The sequence below is a fragment of the Mycobacterium sp. 852014-52450_SCH5900713 genome, assembly GCF_001667075.1.
Classification (GTDB): domain Bacteria; phylum Actinomycetota; class Actinomycetes; order Mycobacteriales; family Mycobacteriaceae; genus Mycobacterium.
In genome coordinates, this window is record NZ_LZIL01000074.1 from 1 (window position 1) to 21,624 (window position 21,624).

A 21,624-nucleotide genomic window follows, 5' to 3' on the forward strand; every position below is an offset into this window, starting at 1 on the left:
CCGCCGGGGCCACCGGGAGGTCCGCCCGGATGATCGGGTCCGCCGGGTCCACCCGGAGGTCCGCCGGGATGATCGGGTCCGCCTGGTCCACCCGGCCCACCCGGGCCGCCGGGTCCGCCCGGGTCACCGGGTGCGTTCGGCGGATGGACACCTCCGGGAGCCGGACCACCGTGGTTACCGGCAGGACCGGGCGGCGGCGCTCCCGGAGCGGCGTTGGCGACGCCGCCCCCCATGCCCAACACTGCGGCGCTCAGGGCACCGGCGACGGTTATCCCCCCAAGTATTTGCTTAAATTTCATAGTCCTTCACCTGTCTAACTATTAGTGAATGCCTCGGAATCCCCCCTTACACAAACCGACCATAGATAGCTTGCCTATGCATCGGCTGTGCGTGGCCCAAGCAGAACTTCTGGGGCGCGCCGACCTGGGTGTCGGCGTAACGGAAGATGGACGGCCCCCGGGGGAACCGCGAGATATAAACCACTGCGACCCGCGACGGCGTGTCGCCGCAGACGTTTACGTGTCGCGGATCGACGCCGGCTTGACACGGCCGCCTTCAGGAGACCCGGCGAGGCCGAGAGGCTGGTAGCCGCTTTGGAAAGGCTACGTTTCCTAGTCGAGCGGGTCTTTGATGTATATCGTTGCGGCCGTGTCGAGTCCGTCGCATCCGCATCCGTCCGAACCGCATTCGGGTTCGGTGTCATCGAAATTGAATTGGTTGCGCGCCGGAGTCCTGGGCGCCAACGACGGAATCGTCTCGACGGCGGGCATCGTGGTGGGAGTCGCGGCCGCGACGGTGGAACGCGCTCCGGTATTGACCGCCGGCACCGCCGGACTGGTCGCCGGGGCCGTGTCGATGGCGCTGGGCGAATACGTGTCGGTGAGCACCCAGCGTGACACCGAGAAGGCGCTGTTGCACAAGGAGCGCCAGGAGCTGCGTGACGATCCGGCCGCCGAGTTGGACGAGCTTGCCGCCCTGTACGAAGCCAAAGGCCTGAACGCCGCGACCGCGCGCACCGTGGCCGAGGAACTCACTGACCACAATCCGCTCCTCGCCCATGCCGAAGTCGAACTCGGTATCAATCCCGAGGAGCTGACCAACCCGTGGCAGGCCGCGTCTTCCTCGGCGCTGTCGTTCGCAGTCGGCGCCCTCCTGCCGTTGATCGCGATCTTGGCGCCGCCCGCGACGTGGAGAATCCCGGTCACCGTGGCCGCGGTACTCGCCGCGCTGGTGCTCACCGGGGCGGTATCGGCCGGTTTGGGTGGGGCGCCGAGGGGCCGGGCGGTCCTGCGCAATGTCATCGGAGGTGGTCTCGCGTTGTCGATCACATACGTGATCGGCCACTTGGTCGGTGCGGCGATCGCCTAAGGGTGCCAACACCCTTGCTCGGCTAGGGGATTGACCTGAGAGAGGTCGGCCCGGGGGACTGGAATTCAAACAGTAATATCAACTGTTGCCATCCCCACACGGGGGACCCAACTCTGGGCGGAGCGTCGCGCATTGACCGAAACGAATTTCGTGCCGGATGACGTTGATTCAGCGGCGCAGACGCCGTACTTCCAGCGCGACGAAACCCGTTTCGTGCCAAATCCGATCGGGCGCGGTGGGTGGGGCCCCTCGCTCAGCGGGCACGTGGTTGGCGGACTGCTGGGTTGGGCCGTTGAACGCGCGGTCGACGACCCACAACTGCAACCCGCGCGGCTGACCGTCGACCTTCCCGCACCGGCCGCGCTGGAACCCATCGAGGTGCACACCACCGTGCACCACGATCGTCGGCGGCTACGCCTCGTCGAGGCGGTCCTCACCCAGCGTGGTGTCCCCGTGGCGCGGGGGAGCGCCTTGTTCCTACGGCGCGGCCCTCAGCCGGAGGGGCAGGTGTGGTCGCCGAATCTGCAGATGCCGCCGCTACCCATCGAGGACGGCGCGCAACCCACGCTGTTCATGCGCACCTATGGCTGGGGCACCGAACTGCAGAATCGCGATCCCGAATGGGTTGACACCTCCGGTCCGAAATACACCTGGCTCTATGAGACACGCTGCCTCATCGACGGCGAACCGCTCAGTGCCTTCACCCGCGCGGCCATGGCGGCCGATATCACGGCGTCCCTTGCCAACTGGGGCACGAACGGTCTGCAATTCATCAACGCCGACTACACGCTCACGTTGAGCCGGCTGCCCGAAGGGCCCCATATCGGCATGGCGTCGTTGACGCATTACAGCCATGAGGGCGTGGCCACGGGGTCGGCCGTGCTCGTCGACCGCAAGGGGCCCATCGGCAGTGCTGTGTCGGTCGCGATAGCCCACTCGGGATTCCGCCCGACGCAGGTCAATCCGACGAACGAATGAGCATCGGGAGCGACGCCACCTACTGGACGCTGATTGCCGACGCGGCGCAGGCCTCGCCGCGGCCGCTGCTCGCCGATGACATGGGGCGCAGCCTGACCACCCGTGAGTTCCACGATGCCGCCTGCGCGACCGCCGCCGCGTTCACCGAACGCGGGATTCGCGCGGGAACCGTCGTGTCCTGGCAGCTGCCGACCACGCTCGAGACCATGGTCGTCATGGCGGCGCTGGCCCGGATCGGCGCGGTGCAAAATCCCATCATCCCGATACTGCGAGAGCACGAGGTCGGCTTCATCACCGAGCAGCTGTCCTCGGAATACCTTGTGGTGCCCAAACTTTGGCGCGGATTCGAGTACGGCGCGCTGGCGCGGAACCTGGCCGCGACGCGGGGCTTCGAAGTCATCACCGTTGACTTGGCGACGCCGCCGGACGACGGCAAGCTGCGGCTGCCCCGCGCTGCCACGGACGCGCTCGGGCCGCCGCCGGCGTCCGCCCGCGACGCGCGCTGGGTCTATTACTCGTCGGGAACCACCGCGGCGCCCAAAGGAATCCGCCATACCGACGCATCGGTGATCGCCGGCGCATCAGGACTGGTCAGCGCGATCGGCATCACCGGCAGCGACGTCGATCCCATCGCCTTTCCGGTCGCGCACATCGGCGGGGCGGTCATGCTGGCCGCCGCGCTGCGAACCGGCATGCGGCTGGCGCTCTTTGAGGTATTCGACCCGGCGACGACACCGTTTTCCATCGCGGAGCACAAACCGACTTTCCTCGGCACGGCAACCCCGTTCTTCGTCGGATTCCTCGAGGCCCAACGAGCCCATGGCGACCAGCCGCTGTTTCCCTTCCTCCGCGGCTGCCTGGCCGGCGGCGCGCCGATCACGGCCGAACTGGGCCGCCAAATCCGCGAGGCCTTCGGCCTGCCCGGCATCGCCAACGCGTGGGGGCTCACCGAATTCCCGGTGGCGGCTTCACCATCGCTGAGCGCCGCGCCCGAGTCGCTCGACCACACTGTCGGCGCGCCGACGGCGGGAGTCAGTGTCCGGGTGGTCGGCGGCGACGAAGCCGAACTGCCCGTCGGGCAGGAAGGTGAGCTGCGCCTCAAGGGACCGCAGTGCTTTCTCGGGTACGCGGACGCCACGCTCGACGCCGACGCGTTCGACCAGGACGGCTGGCTCCGCACAGGCGATCTCGGGCTGGTCGACGAGGACGGCAACGTCCGCGTGACCGGGCGCATCAAGGATGCGATCATCCGCAACGCGGAGAACGTGTCGGCCCTCGAAGTCGAGAATGTGCTGGCCACCCATCCCGCGGTCGCCGACGTCGCGGTCATCGGGGTCCCCGACCCACGCACCGGTGAGCGCGTATGCGCGGTGGTGGTGCCGGCGTCGGCTGAGGGCCTGTCGTTGGAATCGCTGGTGCGGCACTGCCATTCACGCGGACTGAGCCGCTACAAACATCCCGAGCGCCTCGTGATCGTCGATGCGCTGCCGCGCAATCAATTCGGCAAGGTGGTCAAGAAAGAGCTTCGCGAGGCCTTCGGCTGATCATCGAGACAGTCACGAGAAAAGTTGAGGGTGCGGTCGTCGAGCGACTAAAGCCCTTTGGGCGCATCCCGGACGGCCTGTACCGCGGATGCGTCGCCGTCGAACTCCACTCGAGCGGAGCGCCCGACCGCGAACAGCAGCAGCTCCTCAGGTGCACCGGTCACCGTGACCGCCGGGCCTCGGCCCGCAGTCAGCAGCGTCTTGCCCTCCGGGGTGCGCAACGCCACCCGGCCCGGCACCTTGGCGAGCGTGACCCGGGCCATCAGCGGCAGGGTGCGGCGCAGCCTGGCGGCCAGGGCGGGCTCCAGCTCGCGCGGGTTCCAGCCCGGCTGGGCGCGGCGCACGTCCTCGTGATGGATGAACATCTCGGCGACGTTGGCCACCGCGTCGAGCAGCTTGAGCGGTGAGTACACCGGCGGGCCGGACGCGACCTTGTCCACCAGCTCGCCCCACTCGGTCTCGGCCGTCTGGTCCTGGACCTTCTCGGTGTGCTGGGCGAAGAAGGGGATGACGATGCCCGGAGCGGCGTCGGGCCGGTACTCGCGGATGACGAGGTGGGCGGCGAGGTCCCGCGTCTTCCACCCTTCGCAGAGGGTGGGCGCATCGGGTCCCACGCCGCGCAGAGTGTCGACAAGGGCGGCTCGTTCGCGTTGAGCAACAGACATCTGTTCAGCGTAGGCCCGACGTGATCGCTACGGGCGAACCCCCGGACACGAGCGCTTCGCACCTCGGTAAATTTGAAACGTCATGTCCTGGGAGAAATGTAGGGAATGTCGATGAACGCGCGTGTCGAGCAGTTGGAGTTTCAGGCAGAGGCCCGACAGTTGCTGGACCTGATGGTCCACTCCGTCTATTCCAATAAGGATTCGTTTCTGCGGGAGTTGATCTCGAACGCCTCCGACGCATTGGACAAGCTCCGGCTGGAAGCCTTCCGGAACAAGGACCTCGACGTGGACACCTCCGACCTGCACATCGAGGTCGAGGTGGACAAGGACGCACGCACGCTGACCATCCGTGACAACGGCATCGGTATGACGCGGGACGAGGTCGTCGGTCTGATCGGCACCCTGGCCAAGTCGGGCACCGCGGAACTGCGCCAGCAGTTGAGGGAGGCAAAGGACGCCAAGAACGAGGCCGCCTCGGAGGAACTGATCGGTCAGTTCGGCATCGGTTTCTACTCGAGCTTCATGGTCGCCGACAAGGTCGAGCTGCTCACCCGCAAGGCCGGCGAGAGCGAAGCGACCCGATGGGAGTCGAGCGGCGAGGGCACCTACACCATCGAAGCCGTCGAGAGCGCTCCGCAGGGAACGTCGGTCACGCTGCACCTCAAGCCCGAGGACGCCGAGGACGAGCTGCACGACTACACCTCGGAGTGGAAGATCCGGGGCCTGGTGAAGAAGTACTCCGACTTCATCGCCTGGCCGATCCGGATGGAGGTCGAACGGCGGATCCAGGTTCCTGTCGAGGAAGGCTCGGAAGAGACCCGCGAAGAGGTCGTCATCGATACCGAGACCCTCAACTCGATGAAGGCGCTTTGGGCGCGGCCCAAGGAAGAGGTCTCCGAGGAGGAATACCAGGAGTTCTACAAGCACATCGCGCACGCCTGGGATGACCCGCTCGAAATCATCGCGATGAAGGCCGAGGGCACCTTCGAATACCAGGCCTTGCTCTTCATCCCGTCCCACGCGCCGTTCGACCTGTTCAACCGCGACGCTCAGACCGGGATTCAGCTGTACGTCAAGCGGGTGTTCATCATGGGCGATTGCGACCAGCTCATGCCCGAATACCTGCGCTTCGTCAAGGGCGTCGTCGACGCCCAGGACATGTCGCTCAACGTGTCGCGCGAAATCCTGCAGCAGGACCGGCAGATCAAGGCGATTCGCCGGCGCCTCACCAAGAAGGTCCTCTCCACCATCAAGGAACTGCAGTCCGACCGGCCGGACGACTACCGCAACTTCTGGACCCAGTTCGGCAGAGTCGTCAAAGAGGGGCTGCTGTCGGACTTCGACAACCGGGACACCCTGTTGCAAATATCCTCGTTCGCCTCGACGCACAGCGAGGAGGAGGCCACCACCCTCGCCGAGTACGTGGAGCGCATGAAGGACGGCCAAGAGCAGATCTTCTTCGCCACGGGGGAGACGCGGCAACAGATCCTGAAATCGCCGCACCTCGAGGCGTTCAAAGCCAAGGGTTACGAGGTCCTACTGCTCACCGACCCGGTCGACGAAGTCTGGGTGGGAACCGTGACCGAGTTCGACGGCAAGCCGCTGCAGTCGGTCGCCAAGGGCGAGGTGGACCTCAGCTCCGAAGGCGACGAGAGCGAGGCGGAGCGCGAGGAGCAGCAGAAGGAATTCGCCGACTTGCTGACCTGGATGAAGGAGACGTTGAGCGAGCACGTCAAGGAGGTACGGCTTTCCAGCCGCCTGACGGACTCGCCGGCCTGCCTGATCACCGACGCGTTCGGAATCACCCCCGCCCTCGCCCGGCTCTACCGTGCGTCCGGGCAGGACATCCCGGTCGGCAAGCGGATCCTCGAACTCAACCCCAACCATCCCCTGGTGACCGGGCTGCGCGAGGCGCAAAAGAAGGCTGACGGCGACGTCGCACTTGCTGAGGTCGCCGAGACCGCCGAATTGCTTTACGGCACAGCACTTCTCGCCGAAGGCGGCGCGCTCGACGATCCGGCGAGGTTCGCCGAGCTGCTGGCTGACCGCTTGACCCGCACCGTGTAGTCCGGGATTTGCCAGATCCGCGAGAACACCGTTCGCTGTCGGCTTTGTCGGCAAATGGGCGATTAGCTCGATTGAAAAGCCGCTGGCAGGGATAATCACATCCCATGGCTGAGTTTCGCGTCATCGACCCACGTGGGCGGGTCATCGCGACGAAGGATTTTGCCAGCGCGGAGTCCGCGCACGCCTGGTTCACCCACTCGATTGGCGGCAGTACCGAGCTGGGTTGGCGCATGGAGGTCAACGACGACGGGCAGTGGGCCCACTTCGACGACACCCAAGGCTTTACCGCTCCAGTGAGCCACCGTCCCCCGAGACGCTGAGCACGCGGGCGTCAGCCGCCGATGACAAAGCAGCGGCCGCTGACGCTGCTGAGCAACACCTCTTGCACCGCCGCCGGCGCGACGCTGGGGAACCCGAACCGATGCACTTGTTGGTCGGCGGCGATGTCGGCGTCCTGGGATTCGTTGGTCCCATCCTTCTTGCGCACCAGCGCCGTGATCTTGGCCTGCTGGGACGGGTCTTTCGGGTCACGGAAGTACCACACCTCGATCCCGGCACCTGAGGAGTCGGCGCGCCACCCGTCGGCGTAGTAGCACGCCGGATTTCCCTCGGCATCCGGCGGCGGTGGCGGACATATCGATAACCCGACGCACGCCGGCGTGCTGGTGGTCGCGGGCGGGGCGACCGCTCTAGATGCGCTCGAGCTCGGAGTCGTCGACGACGTTGTCGCGCCCGAACCCGAGGCGTTGGGCGGTGCGGCGTGCTGCGACCCGCACGCCAGGAGACCGGCCCAGGCGATCGAGATGATGGCGAGCCTTCGCGCCGTGGGCACGGACGTCGAGCGCCGCAGCGTCAGTGGCAGACTTCGCACGCGATGCCGTCGCCGTCACGATCGAGCGGCGCCCGGTATCCCGGCTGCCCCGCGTAGATCGGGGCGGCGCCGGCGGCGCACGCCGCTTTGCAGTTCGGGTAGTAAACGCTGCCACCCGTCGTCGGTGAGGTCGTCGTCGTGGTTGTCGTCGTCGACGGGGCGGCCAGGGCCGGGGGAGCCAGGGCAATTCCCACTGCGATTGCTCCGGCCATGACCCATCCACGAAGCATGTTCGAAATCCTCCTATTAGCGATACCGATGTGGTTGCTGTTGTCTACAGAGCTAACACTGTGAACCGGCCGCCCAGCAAGAGGTGGATATCGGCGGCGCGGTTGTCCCGCGGCCCGCACAGCGCTCGGCCCCACGTAGGCTCCGAGGAATGCACGTCGACGCGATGACGGTCCCTCAGCCGCTACACCAGATCGGCGACTTGGCCCGGCGCACGCAATCGGCCGGATTCTCCGGTTTGCTGTTCACCGAGACGGGGCGCACGGCCTACCTCAACGCCGCCGTGGCGTCGCAGGCCGCTCCGGGCCTCGCGTTGTCCACGGGCGTGGCGGTGGCGTTCCCGCGCAGCCCCTTCGTCACGGCAGCCACGGCGTGGGAGCTTCAGGAAGCGACCGGCGGAAACTTCCGGCTGGGCCTGGGCACCCAGGTGCGCACCCACGTCGTCCGGCGCTACGGCGTGGCGTTCGAGCGGCCCGGCCCCCGGCTGCGCGACTACTTGTTCGCCGTCAAGGCGTGCTTCGCGGCGTTTAGATCCGGGACGCTCGAGCACCACGGCGATTTCTATGACCTCGACTTCATCACCCCGCAATGGAGCCCGGGTCCGATCGAGGCGCCCGATCCGAAAGTCGATATCGCAGCGGTCAATCCGTGGATGCTGCGGATGGCGGGCGAAGTGGCCGATGGGGTGCACGTGCACCCGATCGGCGAGCCCGGCTACATCGCCCGTCACGTCCTGCCGAACGTCGCCGACGGAGCGGCGAAGGCGGGACGCTCGCCGTCGGACCTCGCCGTGATCGTCCCGGTGATGACCATCGTCGGCGACGGCGACGAAGAGCTCCACAAGCAACGCGAAGTGGTGCGAGCCAGCATGGCCTTCTACGGCAGCACACCGAATTACGCGTTCATCTGGGACCAGGCCGGGTTCGAGGGCACGACCGCCCGGATTCGCGAGAAGCAGAAGGCCGGGGACTTCGCGGGGATGGCGGCCCAGGTCAGCGACGAGCACATCGCGGTCTTTGCCACCGAGTCGTCGTGGGACGGGTTGGCGGACGCGCTGAAGGAGAAATATGCCGGAATGGCCACGCGGCTCGTGCTTTACAACGCCGTGGGTGATCCGGAGCGTTTCGAGCGGTACGGCGAGGTGGCCCGTCGGATACGACAAGCGGTCAGTGACTGAGCTGTATTGCCTTGACCACCAATAGCAATGCGCCGAGGATCAGGTAGCCCCGCAGTGCGATCATCCCGAGACGGGTGCCCGGTGACCAGGTGACCGGCTCCAGCAGGGTCAGTGGTGGCATGCGCCAGGTATTGCGGTCCACTCCGCGTGCCGGCAGTGGTGCCGGGGGCGCCGCGGGTTGCCGCCGGGCCATCCAGCGGAGCGCGGGTACAGCCCCAGCGGCGAGGACGATCAGGACCAGGGCCAGGTAGCCGGCCACCGCGAGGACATCGAGTTGGGGGAACAGGGTGGTGGCCATCAGGATTCCGGACAGCAGCAGCAGCGTGCCGACGATCAACCCGGCAACCCCGTTGAGCCACGGGCGATTGACCCACGGCCCCAACACTTCCCGATCGTTGCACAGCAGCAGCAGAAAGACGCTGGCACTGGGCAGGAGTAGGCCGGCAAGGGCCTGAACGGCGGTGGTGATCAGACCCAGCGGAGCACCCGGTATCAGAACGACGGCCGCGGCCACCGCCACCATGGCGGTGTAGGAGAGGTAAAACTGCTTGGCATCGGCGAATCCGCGGTGCAGCGAGTGCTTCAGGCCGAACACGTCACCGAAGGCGTAACTGGTGGCCAGCGTCACCGCGGCGGCGCCGATGATCGAGGCGTCCATCAGGACGATCGCAAAGATCCAGCCCAGCGTCCCCCGATGTTCCCCAAGGAGGTGGGCGGTGGCGCCGGCGTCGATGAAACCGCCGATGGTGTTGGTGGAACGTGCCGCCCATTCGCCGGTCATCACCAGCGCGGCCGCGCCGATGACGACGACGAAGGCGCCCAGCACGGTATCGGCGCGTTCGTAGCCGATGAAACGCGGGGTGATGCGCTTGTCGACAACGTTGGACTGCTGGAAAAACAGCTGCCAGGGCGCCACGGTGGTGCCCACGATGGCGATGATGAGCAGCACCGCGTCCGAGCTCACGCCGCCCGAAATACGCGGTATCACGAAGGATTTCGCCGCCTGGGCCCACTGCGGGTGAGACATCAGCAGCATCGGGATCTGTAGCAGGGTGACGGCGATGAAGACGAACATGGCGCGCTCCCAGCGCCGGAAGCTTCCGCTTGCCATGATCGCGACCAGTGCCACCGCCGACACCGGCACCACCACGTATTTGGAGACGCCGATGTACTCGGCGGCCAGGCTGATACCGATGAACTCGGTGACGATCGTCAAGAAGTTCAGCAAGAACAGGTCGCCCACCGAGAACCAGCCCCAGCCGCGGCCGAAGCGCTCGTTGATCAACCGCGCGTGTCCGACGCCCGTGACCGCCCCGAGCCGAACCACCATTTCCTGGTTGACGATCAGCACGGGTATCAACAGCAGTAGCACCCACAGCAGGGAGTAGCCGTAGTTCTGCCCGGCCTGGGCGTAGGTGGCCACGCCGCCGGCGTCGTTGTCGCCGACCATCACGATGATTCCCGGACCGACGATCGCCAGCAGGGTCAGCAACCGTGTCTTCCACGTGCGTGCGTGCTCGGTTTCGCCGACGCTGATCCGTCCGAACGCGCCCTCGATATCGCCCAGGTGCGCGGTGTCGAGCACCGCGCTGTGGGCCGTCTCTTCGCGACCTGACGTCACGGCCCGTTACCTCCCGGCACGCGCGCATTGGGGTCACCGGGTTGGGCGAGCTCGCGGACGGGGCGCGGAGCGGGCTCACGCCGGCGCCAGTCTTCAGGGATCGTCGCCTCGAGTACGTCGTCGACGGTGACCACCCCGAGCACGCGGTCCTGTTCGTCTACCACCGGGATGGAGTAGAGGTTGAAGTCGGCCATCAATAGCGCGACGTCCGTCAGGTCGGCATCGGCGGTGACCCGCACCGGGTCCGAATCCATTAGCCGCTCAAGGGTTTCACCGGACGGGGCCTGCAACAGCGTGATCACCGAGACCACGCCGTCGAGCCGTCCCTCCCCGTCGAGCACATGCAGTTTGATAAGCGCCTCCGGCTGTATGGCGCTGGCGGTGGTGATCACGCCCAACGCCTCGGCCGCCGTCGTGGTGGCGGCGGCCGATACGAAGTCGACGTTCATCAGCCCGCCGGCGCTTTCGGGATTGAAGCCCATCAAGGTGATGACCTTGGTGCGTTGCGGGCCCGGCATCATGTCCAGCACCCGCCGGCGCCGCGACTGGCGCAGGTCGGCGATCGCGTCCGCGGCATCGTCGGCGCGCATCCGGCCCAGCAGCGCGGCGACCTCGTTGTCGGGCATGCCGTCGAGGAGTCGGCTGGCCTTTTCCGGCTCCAGTTCTTCGAACACGTCGGCTTCCAGTTCGGGATCGCTGCGCACCCGGTCGAGGATCTCGCCGCCCTCGGCCTTGTCCGCCTCCTCGAGAAGGTCGGCGATCTCGGCGGCTTTGAACTCGCCGAACCGGTCCGACAGGCGCCGCACCGCGTCGGAACGTGCGTCGCCGATCAGCGGTTCGAACGCCTTCCAATCCCGAGCAGCGTGCCCACCGGACTGCTTGATCAGCCCGAACAATCGTGGTGGCCGTCGGGTGTCCACGCGCGTCAGCATCCATCCGCCGCCGATGTCTTCCAGCTCCACGTCGTAGGCGCGTATCAGCTCCACGTTGGCCACGTCGATCAACCGGTGGCCCAACACATCGGCGCGCAACAGCACCTCGCCGTCGCGGCGCTCGAAGCCGCGAAGGTCAACCTTGTTCTTGGTCAACAGAACTCGGTCCGCGGTGTACTCGTCGATGGACTTGTCGCCGATGAACACACGCCGACCGCCGACCCCGGCAACGATCCCGGTCACCAGTGGATACTCGTCGGCGCCCCGCAGCCGGACGATCACGTCTTCGACCCGGCCGACGGTTTCCCCGGCGCGGGCCAGCACCGGCGCGCGCAGCAATTGCGAAAGGTGAATCACCGGCCGCTCCTCGCTGCGTTGGGCCGCCCCCGTCTCCGATGCGCTCATTCGCTCCTCCTCGACACCCCGCGACCGACCCTTCGAGCAGACTGCACGAAACCGGCCCGCGACATTGTGTGCAGCTACGGCTTACCGCCAGGATCGGTGGTGGCGCAAGTGGCGTCGCTTGACCGGCCGCAAGATCGTACGCCGCGGTCCCGGCGAGTAGCTACCGCCGGGAGGTAAACGGCGGGCGGCCAGTGAGGTCCTATTGCTTGCCGACTTTCCCGGCGATCTGATTGGCGAGGCTGACGCCAAGGTCGCCCGCGTCCTTGCGGCACGCGTCGACGTCGATGACGACGTTGTTGCGGACGGTCAGCGCCCGCTGGCAGGGCACGGTGACATTCACGCCGTTTCGGTTGACGGTCAGGGTCACGGTTTCGCTCAGAACCCCGTTGGCGTTGGCGACCGGTCCCACCTTCCACTGAAGTTCGGGATGGGTGTCATCGGCGGGTACGGTGTCCGACCGGTTGGCGCACGCGGGCCATTGCTGCGACGAGGTGGTGAAAAACGCGTTCGCTTGGTCGGGCGACGGGAACAACACGACAAACTGATACACGTCAGGGCTTTCCAGGTCATTCGCACCCGGGGGAGCGGGTGCAAGGTCGTGGTAGCCGTAAACCGCCGTGTAACCGCTGTCCGCATAAACGGGTTCCAGAGCCGCGTGGATGGCGTACTTGCATTCGGCGGGAAGGGTGTAATTGGTGCGCTTTACGGTGTCTTCTTCCAGCGCGGTTTTCGGTGGGTCACTCGATGTTCCGGTGACGCCCAGCGCGGTGTCGATTTCGCTCGGGCTGAGCATCAGGTCGGGCAGCTGGGCCTTCGTCAGGGGAGCATTGGACGACAACGCCCTGGTGCTGGTGATGGCGGATGACGAGGCAGCGCCGCCGCCGTCATTGTTGCCGCAGCCGGCGACCAGCATTCCAATGGCCGCACTAGCAAGCGCCTTGGTCAGCTGGCGCATATCGAGTGCCTTCCTACTTGATTCGGCTATCAAGCATTCGCGCACCCCCCGCGCGTCGTCCTATTCAGCACTTATTCGCGAACGAAGCGTACGACAGCTGCCGGTTGTCTTGGGCAAGTTCAGTGCCGAACGCTATCTTCGCGGTATGACCGCAGTCGACTTCACATCGGTAGCGCCGATCGTCCCGGTCCTAAATTTGGACGCCGCCCTGGATCGCTATCGACGACTCGGCTTCGATGCGCGCCGATACGACGGACCGGATCGTTACGGCTTCGTCGAACGTGGATCAGTGTCGATCCACCTCACCGAATGGGATGAGCACGACCCGCTGCGCACCGCCGCCAGCGTGTACCTCTACGTCAGCGATGCCGATGCCATCTATGCGGAGTGGGCGGCACTGGAAGGCCTCGATGGCCGCCTGATCCCACCGCAGGACACGCCCTATGGCTTGCGCGAATTCGCCTATGTCGATCCGGACGGCACGGCGCACCGAGTCGGCTCGCGCGGCCGATCAGGCTGATACCGCAGGCTTTTCGTCGGCTGGCGGGGCGCCGGTGGCCTGGCTGTGCGCCAGCGCGATCACCGCCGCGGCCATGACGGTGACCGATACCCCGAGCGCGACTAGGCCGACGTCGTTGGTTCGCAGCGTCTCGCCCAGCACGGTGACACCGAGCACCGATCCGACGACCGGCTCGGCGACGGTGACCGCAGGAAGCGATGCGGTGAGCGGGCCGGCCCGAAACGCCGATTGTTCCCAGGCCGTGGCCGCGATCGCCACCACCACCCACACGTACAGCTCGGGTATGCGCAGCAACGCCGGGATGCCGTGGTCGAGTTGGTCGACCACGCCCTTGGTCAACACCGAAAACAATCCCCACAGCGAGCCGGACATCAGGCCCAGCAACAGCGCGCCGACCCCGCCCGGGAACATGCGCGCGCCCGCGACGCACAGGATCAGCGCGGGGCCCATGACCAACGCCACGATGGTCCACGTATGCACCGACCCTCGCGGCGTTCCCTCCTGCGGGTCGCCGACCGTCACCACCACCGCAACCGCGGCTGCCAGCAATACGGCCCAAATCCCTTGCCGCACAGTGATTCTCCGGTGGTTCGCTCGCGCGCTGATGAGCAGCGCGAACAGCAGCGACGTCACCAACAGGGCCTGTACGAGCACCACCGAACCCAGGCCCAGCGCGGCGGCCTGAAACCCGAATCCCGCGCCGGCCACCAGACTGCCCGTCCACCATTGGCGATCGCGAAGCAACCGGCGAAATAGCGCGAGGGTGCCAACCGGTTTGTCGGTGACCTGCTGGGCGGATCGCTGCTGGATGACGTCTCCGATGCCAACCATCAGGGCGGCGGCGACCGCGAGAACCGCTGCGATATCTGTCTTGCCCAAGCGGCCCTCCCGTGTGACTTGCGACCCTAGACTTCTGGACGGTACGCGGCCGACGGTAGCGGAAGTTTTCCCGTTGAACTTTAGGAGGCTGAATGGACAACACGACCTCCGGGCTCGGCGTGATGGCTACCGAGGCGCTCGACCTACTCATCGATGCCGTCGACCACATTTCACCGGACAGCTGGGACCAGCCATCCAATCTCGAGGGGTGGAGCCTGCGCGAGCTGGTGGGTCACGTCACCGGCAGCGCAGCGAAAGTCGTGACCCTCGTGGAGGACGGCGAGATCTGGGGAGGTCCCTCGCAGCCTTCCGACTGGATGTGCGACGACCCGGCGGCGCGCCTTCGTGAGCTGGCGACGCGGCTACGAGACGCCCTGCCGGAAGCCGACTTCGACGGGATGCGGACATCGCCGGAAGGTGAGGTTCCGTTGCATCGGGCGCTGACCTATCCCGTCTCGGACTTGGCCATGCACGCCTGGGACATCCATCGCTCACAAGGGCGGCTGATCGAGCTGCCCGAGGACCTGCTCGCGCTGGGCCGTGGGCTGGTGGAATCGGCCCCGGAACAGATGTTGCGGCGACCAGGTGGCTTCGGTCCGGCCCAAGCCGCGCCGGCGGATGCGACGCCGACGGCCCGGCTCATGGCGTTCCTCGGGCGTTCGGTCGACCGCAGCGGATGACGGGTGCGGCTACTGCTTCGTCAGTGGCCTGAATTGTCTTGCTGCTCATGCACACCCAGCTGACGCGACGCGCTGGCGGCGTCCCAGTATTCCCGTGCGCGGTGAATTCTGCCGTCCTTGATTTCGCATACGAAGCAAACCGGCAGTTCGAACACGTCGCTTGTCGGTTCAGCACGCGAAATATCGATTCCGTGCAGACCCCATTCCTTCTCGAACGGGCTCACCTCGCCCGCCATCGACACCACGGTGACGTATTCCATGCACGCAGCCGTCTCGGTGGCAAAGATGTGAGTCAGTCTCTTGTGACTCTTGCGGGAATAGGCCAATCGGGCGAGGTTCTCCATGTCCTGCCGGCCGCGCCAGACGACCCCGGTTGGCATTTCCACGATCTCGACATCGTTGGACATGTACTCGAGTGCGGTGATGTCACCGCGGTTGTGGGCGTCCAACCAGGCTTTGAGAAGTTCGATATTTGCTCGGGCTGAATCCATGGTTGTCTTTCTGCGAGCGACTCATTGTTTCCGCTGCGCCGGTGGAACCGATGTGGATCTTCCGGCTCAGGCGCCGGTGCCAAGCTATCAGCGCGCATTGGAAGAACTGTATTCTTTTTGCCCCACAATTGATTCGAGTGCGGCGACCGGCGAGTGCCGCGCCTAGGGATCGGGTGTGCCGACCTCTCACCGTTCACACCGGCCACACCAGTCCCCGCGCCGGGAGCCGCACAAATTGCCCGCCTCCGAGCGACAACACCGGGCGATGGAACGTGGAGCCGCCCCGCGCGCATAGTCGCTGCGAGGCGGGCACTCCGAGCATCCCCTCCGGCAGGCACGGCTGCGGCAGATGTGCCCGCCGTGGGAGTCAGCTGTTGCGGCTGATCTTGAGCGCGGTGGTGATCATGGGGATCTGCAGGGGCAGCCGAGCCAGAGCGGCGATCCGCATCGGCCAGGGCTTGTTCCACCACAACCGGCACATGTTGACGTTTGCCGGGAACACCCCGATGAACAACACGGCCGCCGCTAGCGCGGCCAATCGCCGGGTGCGTCGCGGCAGTAACGCCGCCCCGACCCCCACCTCGGCCACACCCGACGCATAGGTGTAGAACCGTGCGCTTCCGGGCAGCTCGGCGGGAACGATGGTGTCGAACGGTTTGGGCGCCACGAAGTGAAGCGTCCCCACGCCGATGAGCATCGCCGCGACCCGGTACGCGGCCAGTTGGGTGGTGTCACGGCCGGCGGCTGATCTGGTTGTCATGGGCCCATTGTGTCCTGTTCGTGAAGATCGACCGGTCAACTCTCTTCGTCCACCCGGTCCAGGTGAACTTAGGCCGTTTACTATTGGCCATACGGTATTTGTTACGATTTGCGTTATCTGCTGACATCCGCGCTGCCCATCGCAGCCAGACCCTTCGAGGTTGAGAACATGGCTACACCCGTCATTGTCGGAGCGGTTCGGACGGCGATCGGCCGCTCCTTCAAGGGCACGCTCGTCAACACCCCGCCCGAGACGCTGATCACCGCGGTGCTTCCCGAGGTGGTGCGCCGGTCCGGCGTCGACCCCTCCGCGATCGACGACATCATCTTCGCCGAATCGCACTATGGCGGTGGAGATCTGGCACGGTATGCGGCCACCGCGACCGGCGTGGAGGACATTCCCGGCCAGTCGGTGAACCGGCACTGCGCGGGCAGCCTGACCGCCATCGGCAACGCCGCGGCCCAGATCGGCTCCGGGATGGAACGTGTGCTCATCGCCGGCGGGGTGCAGTCGTTGTCGATGACGCCGCTGACGAATTGGCGCATCCCCGGCCCCGAGCTGAAGTTCGAGGAGCGCTGGATGCCGCCGACCCACGTCGAGACCCCCGATGCGCCGGCCAAAGACATGTCGATCACGGTCGGCTGGAACACCGCACAGGCGGTAGGCATCACTCGCGAAGAGATGGACGCCTGGGCCGCGCGCTCCCATCAGCGCGCCATTGCCGCCATGGACGCCGGCAAGTTCCTCGACGAGATCCTCCCGCTGAAGATCACGCAGTTCGACGGTTCGGTCACGGAGTTCTCCGTCGACGAGCATCCCCGCCGGGACACCACCGTCGAAAAGCTCGCGACGCTCAAAGTGCTGCACCCCGAGATCGAGGGGTTCTCGATCACGGCGGGCAACAGCAGCGGCACCAACGACGCCGCCGCGGCGGTGGCGCTCGTCGACCGCGACTACGCCGCCGCCGAGAACCTGAACGTGATGGGCACGGTCCGGGCGTGGGCGGCCGCGGGTGTCGCCCCCAGGGACACCGGCCTGGGAGCGGTCAAGGTCATCGGCAAGGTGCTGCAGCGGGCCGGTCTGTCGGTCAACGACGTGGCGCTGTGGGAGATCAACGAGGCGTTCGCCTCGGTGCCGATCGCGGCGTGCCGGGAGTACGGCATCGACGAGGAGAAGGTCAACTTCTCCGGCAGCGGCTGCAGCCTGGGCCATCCCATCGCGGCCTCGGGTGCGCGCATGGTGACCACGCTGGCCTATGAGCTGGCCCGCCGGGGCGGCGGCATCGGCGTCGCGGCCATGTGCGCGGGCGGCGGCCAGGGCGGCGCCGTGGTGATCGAGGTCTAGCGGCTAGTTGCAGTACGTGTAGCCGATGAACTGGGTGCCGCGCGTGTCGCCGCTCGAGTAGTTGGCGAAGTGCACCGCCGGCTGCCCGTTGTACTGGGCGTTGATCTTCTGCACGTTCGGTGGCGGGACGCCTTTGGGGAAGGACAGGATCATGTCGGCGAAGATGTTCAAGCCGACCTGGCAGATGGCCTCGCGCCGCGGCGGTTGCGGATTCCACGCGTGCACGACGACCGGCTCGGTGAGCTGATACCCCGCTGCGCAATTCGGGTCGCAGACCTTGAAGACGGCCTTGCCTGTGCCGTCGGCGCCCTGCGGCCCCCACGAGCTCCACGACATGTCTTGCAGCGCAACGGCTACGCTGGCGCAGCCCAGCACGTTGAGCCGCTTGGGGCGCTCGAGCGGCGGGGCGGACAGGTTGTAGCAGCCCGGGATGGCGAAACTCTGCGGTGGCGGCGGCTGGGCCGTTGGTGGCCCGGCGTCGCGGTTGCCCTCGGCCAGCTTCGCCCCCACGAAGGCGAGGACGCCCCCCAGCGCAACCACCGAGACGATGCCGACCACGATCAGACGCCCCCGTGGAATGCGTCGCAACCTGCTCAATAAAGGAACGTTGCCCCCGCTCACATTCACCAGATTACGGCCGGAACTTCCCACCCGGGGTGGGGCCCGTCAGCGTCGTCCTCGCAGGGTAAAGTTGGTCAACGCTACCAAGTTAAGGATTGTGATGGCCCTGCAACTGACGGACGACCACGAACTGGCCGCACGGCTGGCCACCGAGGCCGGGCGGCTGTTGCTCACGGTCCGCGAAGAGTTCGCCGACGCCGAACCGAGCGAGCGGAAAGCCGCGGGAGACAAGCGATCCCACGACTTTCTGATGGCCGCCCTCGCCAACGAAAGGCCCGACGACGCGGTGCTGTCCGAGGAGGGCATCGACAATCCGGTCCGACTGCGCTCCCAGCGAGTGTGGATCGTGGATCCGCTGGACGGCACCCGGGAATTCTCCGAGCTCGGACGCGACGACTGGGCCGTGCACGTCGCGCTGTGGGAGGCCGGCGAGCTGGTTGCCGGTGCGGTGGCACTCCCGGCGCAGGGCATCACCCTGGCCACTCCCGAGGTCGATTCGCCTCCCGCGGCGCCGGGCAAGCCGCGCATCGTGGTGTCGCGCACCCGGCCGCCCGCGATCGCCCTCGCCGTGCGTGACGCACTGGACGGGGTGCTGGTGGAAATGGGTTCCGCCGGGGCCAAGGTGGCTTCACTCGTCCAGGGGCTGTCCGACGTGTACGTGCATGCCGGCGGTCAATTCGAATGGGACTCGGCCGCCCCGGTGGCGGTGGCCCGCGCCGCCGGTCTGCATACCTCGCGCATCGACGGGTCCGCCCTGGCCTACAACCGGTCAGACCCGAAGTTGCCGGATCTGGTGGTCTGCCGGCCCGAGCTGGCCGAAGCCGTGCTGGCCGTTACGCGCTGAGGCTCCTCACCGCGCGAAAGCAGGGATCTTGCGTTCAGTGAGCACCGGTGAGGTCGAGGGCGATGTCGACGAGCATGTCCTCCTGGCCGCCCACCATCCCGCGCCGGCCCGCCTCTTCGAGCAGGGTGCGGGCGTCGATGCTGAACCGGGCAGCGGCCGCCTCCGCGTGCCGTAGAAAGCTGGAATACACGCCCGCGTAGCCGAGAGTCAGGGTTTCGCGGTCGACCCGTACGGGCCGGTCTTGCAGGGGCCGGACGACGTCGTCGGCCGCGTCCTGCAACCGATGGAGATCGCAGCCATGGTGCCAGCCAAGGCGGGAGGCCGCGGCGATGAACACCTCGAGCGGCGCGTTTCCGGCACCCGCTCCCATGCCCGCCAGGGAGGCATCGACTCGGTAGGCGCCGTGCTCGACGGCGGTGATCGAGTTGGCGACGCCCAGCGACAGGTTGTGGTGGGCGTGGATGCCGATTTCCGTTGTGGTTAAAAGGGTTTGGCGCAGAGCGTGGACCCGGTCGCCGACATCGCGCATCGTCATCGCACCGCCCGAGTCGACGACGTAGACGCAGGTGGCTCCGTACCCCTCCATCAGCTTGGCTTGGGCGGCCAGACCGGCGGGACTGGTCATGTGGCTCATCATCAGGAAGCCGACGGCGTCCATGCCCAAGCCGCGGGCGGCGGACAGGTAAGGCGCGGCGATGTCGGCCTCGGTGCAGTGGGTGCCGACGCGCACGACCGTTGCGCCCGCGCGGTGCGCCTGCCTGAGGTCGCGCAGAGTTCCCACTCCCGGCAGAAGGAGCGTCGCGATCTTCGCGTGGTCGACGACGGCGGCGACGGCCTCGATCCATTCGGCGTCCGTGTGCGCCCCGAACCCGTACACGCAGCTCGAACCCGACAACCCGTCACCGTGAGCGACTTCTATCGAGTCGACCCCCGCTTCGTCGAGTGCCCGCGCGATGTTGGTGGCCTGTTCGACGCTGTACTGGTGGCGCACCGCGTGCATACCGTCGCGCAGGGTCACGTCGCTGACATAGATGTGTTGGGTCACGTTGTGGCCCCGACACTTTCGGCGCGGTGCATGGCATGCAGGGCCAAGCGCTCTGCGGTGGCCTTGGCGGCAGAGGTCATGATGTCGAGATTCCCGGCGTAGGCGGGCAGATAGTCGCCTGCGCCGGCCACCTCGAGCATCACCGTGACGCGGGTACCCGTGAACTTGCCGGTTTCAGGAATGTAGAGCGGATCGTCGTGGCCGAAGACCTCGAATTGCACGTCTTGCTTCAGCCGATAGCCGGGCACGTACGCGGCGACCTGGCCGACCACGTCGAGGATTTCGTTCTCGATCGAGCGGTGGTCGACATCCCCGTCGACGAGGCAATACACGGTGTTGCGCATAAGCACCGGGGGGTCGGCGGGGTTGACGATGATGACGGCCTTGCCGCGCTGCGCGCCGCCCACAACTTGCACTGCGGTTGAGGTGGTTTCGATGAATTCGTCAATGTTGGCCCGGGTGCCCGGGCCGGCGGACTTCGCCGAGATCGACGAGACGATCTCGGCGTAGGAGACGATTCCCGTCTTGGCGACGGCGGCAACGATCGGCACCGTTGCCTGCCCGCCGCAGGTCACCATGTTGAGGTTGGGTGCGTCGAGGTGGTCGTCGAGGTTGACCACGGGCACGCACATCGGGCCGACCGACGCGGGCGTGAGGTCGAGCATTCGTATCCCGCTGTCTCGCAAGGCCGCCCAGTTGGCGCGGTGCGCGTTGGCGGAAGTGGCGTCGAAGGCGAGCTTGATGCGGGCAAGGTCCGGCATGCTCAGCAACCCGTCGACCCCGTCGGCGGTGACGGGCACGTCCATACGCCGCGCCCGGGCCAGCCCGTCCGAGTCACGGTCGACGCCCACCATGGCGCCCACGGTGAGCGGACCGTCGCCGCCCACGATCTTGAGCATCAGGTCGGTGCCGATGTTGCCCGAACCGATGATGGCCACCGGCCACTGTTGTGCGGGGCTCATTTTGCGTTCTCGGCGCCCATGCGCAGCGCGGTGTCGTAGAGGGTGTTCGCGTGCAGCTCAAACAGCGTCAGCAGGTCGACCGAGTCACCGCCGAGCTCCTTGGCGACGAACAGGCCATCGCCACCGGCGAGGGCGTAGGTGGCCAACTGGTGGACCTGGGCGTCGGTCAGCCCCGGGACGACATCGCGGATGGCTAGCGTGAGCGTCTTGAACGCCTGGGCGCGCACGGCGAGGAACATGGCACGCGCCCGCGGCTCGACCGGCCGGCGCTCCAGCGCGAGCATCAGACCGAGGCGCAGGAAGTCGGGGGAGTCGAGCAGCGCCTTGGCGATCTGCATAACCATCGAGACGAGCCGCTCCCGCGCGGTCCCTTCGGCGGGCATCTGCCAGGCCGAAAGCCATTGCGCGAAGCTGTGTTCGATGACCGCCGCGATCAAATCATCTTTGTCTTTGAAGTGCCAGTAGATGGAACTGGCCGGCAGGCCGCACTTGGCGCTGACCAGGCCGATGCTGGTGCCCTCGTAGCCGCGCTCGCTGGCGATCTCGGTGGCCGCGTCCAGGATGCGGCTTCTGGACGCTTCGCCGTCGACGCGGCGGCGCCTGTTCGACTTTTGCGGCTTGTCGTTAGCGGCCACTGAATCTCCTCGCTGGAGGCCCTTGACTCTGT

Annotated in this window: 23 protein-coding genes; 10 read left to right on the forward strand and 13 right to left on the reverse strand. The window is 66.6% G+C overall.

Translation table 11 applies throughout. From position 1 onward, the window contains the following. Positions 1 to 630: 630 nt before the first annotated feature. From A5773_RS22230 to A5773_RS22240, 3 genes are all read left to right on the forward strand, one after another. On the forward strand, positions 631 to 1,368 hold the full coding sequence (locus A5773_RS22230) for a VIT family protein (protein ID WP_197505434.1): 738 nt from the start codon (positions 631 to 633) through the stop codon (positions 1,366 to 1,368). A 132-nt stretch (positions 1,369 to 1,500) separates the two neighbouring features. Continuing rightward, the gene (locus tag A5773_RS22235; protein WP_066956965.1) at positions 1,501 to 2,346 is read left to right on the forward strand and encodes an acyl-CoA thioesterase domain-containing protein; all 846 of its coding nucleotides are present in this window, start codon (positions 1,501 to 1,503) and stop codon (positions 2,344 to 2,346) included. Further along, positions 2,343 to 3,890, forward strand: a complete 1,548-nt coding sequence (locus A5773_RS22240) for a class I adenylate-forming enzyme family protein (RefSeq protein WP_066956962.1) — start codon at positions 2,343 to 2,345, stop codon at positions 3,888 to 3,890. The genes A5773_RS22235 and A5773_RS22240 overlap by 4 nt, the downstream gene beginning before the upstream one ends. Before the next feature lie 47 nt (positions 3,891 to 3,937). On the opposite strand, the gene A5773_RS22245 is transcribed toward A5773_RS22240, so the two are convergent. Further along, complete coding sequence (locus A5773_RS22245; protein WP_066956959.1) at positions 3,938 to 4,555, reverse strand: TIGR03085 family metal-binding protein; 618 nt, start codon at positions 4,553 to 4,555, stop codon at positions 3,938 to 3,940. 111 nt (positions 4,556 to 4,666) lie between these two features. Here A5773_RS22245 and htpG point away from each other — a divergent pair, with 111 nt between their 5' ends. Then, the gene (gene htpG, locus A5773_RS22250; RefSeq protein ID WP_067792727.1) at positions 4,667 to 6,622 is read left to right on the forward strand and encodes a molecular chaperone HtpG; all 1,956 of its coding nucleotides are present in this window, start codon (positions 4,667 to 4,669) and stop codon (positions 6,620 to 6,622) included. Positions 6,623 to 6,726: 104 nt separating this feature from the next. Next, entirely contained in the window at positions 6,727 to 6,942 is a 216-nt protein-coding gene (locus tag A5773_RS22255; protein WP_066956957.1) for a hypothetical protein, read from the forward strand. 11 nt (positions 6,943 to 6,953) lie between these two features. On the opposite strand, the gene A5773_RS22260 is transcribed toward A5773_RS22255, so the two are convergent. Then, positions 6,954 to 7,493, reverse strand: a complete 540-nt coding sequence (locus tag A5773_RS22260; RefSeq protein WP_231989225.1) for a hypothetical protein — start codon at positions 7,491 to 7,493, stop codon at positions 6,954 to 6,956. After that, on the reverse strand, positions 7,475 to 7,705 hold the full coding sequence (locus A5773_RS26815; RefSeq protein ID WP_066956952.1) for an excalibur calcium-binding domain-containing protein: 231 nt from the start codon (positions 7,703 to 7,705) through the stop codon (positions 7,475 to 7,477). The genes A5773_RS22260 and A5773_RS26815 overlap by 19 nt, the downstream gene beginning before the upstream one ends. 167 nt (positions 7,706 to 7,872) lie before the next feature. On the opposite strand from A5773_RS26815, the gene A5773_RS22270 reads away from it, so the two are divergent. Then, positions 7,873 to 8,898 carry a TIGR03617 family F420-dependent LLM class oxidoreductase gene (locus tag A5773_RS22270; protein ID WP_067264011.1) on the forward strand — a complete coding sequence of 342 codons (1,026 nt, stop codon included), beginning with the start codon at positions 7,873 to 7,875 and terminating at the stop codon, positions 8,896 to 8,898. Here the strand turns inward: A5773_RS22270 and A5773_RS22275 are convergent. The 3 genes from A5773_RS22275 to A5773_RS22285 all read right to left on the reverse strand — a co-directional run bounded on the left by A5773_RS22275 (position 8,888) and on the right by A5773_RS22285 (position 12,811). Continuing rightward, complete coding sequence (locus tag A5773_RS22275; RefSeq protein ID WP_066956947.1) at positions 8,888 to 10,519, reverse strand: Nramp family divalent metal transporter; 1,632 nt, start codon at positions 10,517 to 10,519, stop codon at positions 8,888 to 8,890. The two genes, A5773_RS22270 and A5773_RS22275, sit on opposite strands and share 11 nt — an antisense overlap. Continuing rightward, the gene (locus tag A5773_RS22280; RefSeq protein WP_066956944.1) at positions 10,516 to 11,856 is read right to left on the reverse strand and encodes a magnesium transporter MgtE N-terminal domain-containing protein; all 1,341 of its coding nucleotides are present in this window, start codon (positions 11,854 to 11,856) and stop codon (positions 10,516 to 10,518) included. The genes A5773_RS22275 and A5773_RS22280 overlap by 4 nt, the downstream gene beginning before the upstream one ends. A gap of 199 nt (positions 11,857 to 12,055) precedes the next feature. Then, positions 12,056 to 12,811 carry a sensor domain-containing protein gene (locus A5773_RS22285; RefSeq protein ID WP_066956940.1) on the reverse strand — a complete coding sequence of 252 codons (756 nt, stop codon included), beginning with the start codon at positions 12,809 to 12,811 and terminating at the stop codon, positions 12,056 to 12,058. 145 nt (positions 12,812 to 12,956) lie between these two features. Here A5773_RS22285 and A5773_RS22290 point away from each other — a divergent pair, with 145 nt between their 5' ends. Then, positions 12,957 to 13,331, forward strand: coding sequence for a VOC family protein (locus A5773_RS22290; protein WP_066957013.1), 375 nt, complete (start codon positions 12,957 to 12,959; stop codon positions 13,329 to 13,331). On the opposite strand, the gene A5773_RS22295 is transcribed toward A5773_RS22290, so the two are convergent. After that, positions 13,323 to 14,210 (reverse strand): DMT family transporter, encoded by an 888-nt coding sequence (locus A5773_RS22295; RefSeq protein WP_066956937.1) that lies wholly within the window; start codon positions 14,208 to 14,210, stop codon positions 13,323 to 13,325. The genes A5773_RS22290 and A5773_RS22295 overlap by 9 nt on opposite strands. A gap of 92 nt (positions 14,211 to 14,302) precedes the next feature. On the opposite strand from A5773_RS22295, the gene A5773_RS22300 reads away from it, so the two are divergent. Next, positions 14,303 to 14,890 (forward strand): TIGR03086 family metal-binding protein, encoded by a 588-nt coding sequence (locus A5773_RS22300; protein ID WP_067264008.1) that lies wholly within the window; start codon positions 14,303 to 14,305, stop codon positions 14,888 to 14,890. 20 nt (positions 14,891 to 14,910) lie between these two features. On the opposite strand, the gene A5773_RS22305 is transcribed toward A5773_RS22300, so the two are convergent. Together A5773_RS22305 and A5773_RS22310 are read right to left on the reverse strand one after the other, a co-directional pair. Next, positions 14,911 to 15,297 (reverse strand): hypothetical protein, encoded by a 387-nt coding sequence (locus tag A5773_RS22305; RefSeq protein ID WP_232001943.1) that lies wholly within the window; start codon positions 15,295 to 15,297, stop codon positions 14,911 to 14,913. A gap of 451 nt (positions 15,298 to 15,748) precedes the next feature. Further along, on the reverse strand, positions 15,749 to 16,141 hold the full coding sequence (locus A5773_RS22310) for a hypothetical protein (protein ID WP_067264002.1): 393 nt from the start codon (positions 16,139 to 16,141) through the stop codon (positions 15,749 to 15,751). Positions 16,142 to 16,309: 168 nt separating this feature from the next. Between A5773_RS22310 and A5773_RS22315 the strand changes: the two genes are divergently transcribed. After that, complete coding sequence (locus tag A5773_RS22315; protein WP_067792731.1) at positions 16,310 to 17,485, forward strand: thiolase family protein; 1,176 nt, start codon at positions 16,310 to 16,312, stop codon at positions 17,483 to 17,485. Positions 17,486 to 17,488: 3 nt separating this feature from the next. On the opposite strand, the gene A5773_RS22320 is transcribed toward A5773_RS22315, so the two are convergent. Beyond that, positions 17,489 to 18,043 (reverse strand): hypothetical protein, encoded by a 555-nt coding sequence (locus A5773_RS22320; protein WP_197505436.1) that lies wholly within the window; start codon positions 18,041 to 18,043, stop codon positions 17,489 to 17,491. Between the two features lie 163 nt (positions 18,044 to 18,206). On the opposite strand from A5773_RS22320, the gene A5773_RS22325 reads away from it, so the two are divergent. Then, positions 18,207 to 18,950 carry a 3'(2'),5'-bisphosphate nucleotidase CysQ gene (locus A5773_RS22325; RefSeq protein ID WP_066956926.1) on the forward strand — a complete coding sequence of 248 codons (744 nt, stop codon included), beginning with the start codon at positions 18,207 to 18,209 and terminating at the stop codon, positions 18,948 to 18,950. A 34-nt stretch (positions 18,951 to 18,984) separates the two neighbouring features. On the opposite strand, the gene dmpG is transcribed toward A5773_RS22325, so the two are convergent. From dmpG to A5773_RS22340, 3 genes are read right to left on the reverse strand one after another with little or no spacing between them, the layout of a single operon-like run. Next, a complete protein-coding gene (dmpG, locus tag A5773_RS22330; RefSeq protein WP_066956923.1) occupies positions 18,985 to 19,995 on the reverse strand; it encodes a 4-hydroxy-2-oxovalerate aldolase in 1,011 nt (336 codons plus the stop codon). After that, positions 19,992 to 20,957, reverse strand: a complete 966-nt coding sequence (locus A5773_RS22335) for an acetaldehyde dehydrogenase (acetylating) (RefSeq protein WP_197507904.1) — start codon at positions 20,955 to 20,957, stop codon at positions 19,992 to 19,994. The genes dmpG and A5773_RS22335 overlap by 4 nt, the downstream gene beginning before the upstream one ends. Next, the gene (locus A5773_RS22340) at positions 20,954 to 21,592 is read right to left on the reverse strand and encodes a TetR/AcrR family transcriptional regulator (protein ID WP_066956920.1); all 639 of its coding nucleotides are present in this window, start codon (positions 21,590 to 21,592) and stop codon (positions 20,954 to 20,956) included. The genes A5773_RS22335 and A5773_RS22340 overlap by 4 nt, the downstream gene beginning before the upstream one ends. Positions 21,593 to 21,624 lie beyond the last annotated feature (32 nt).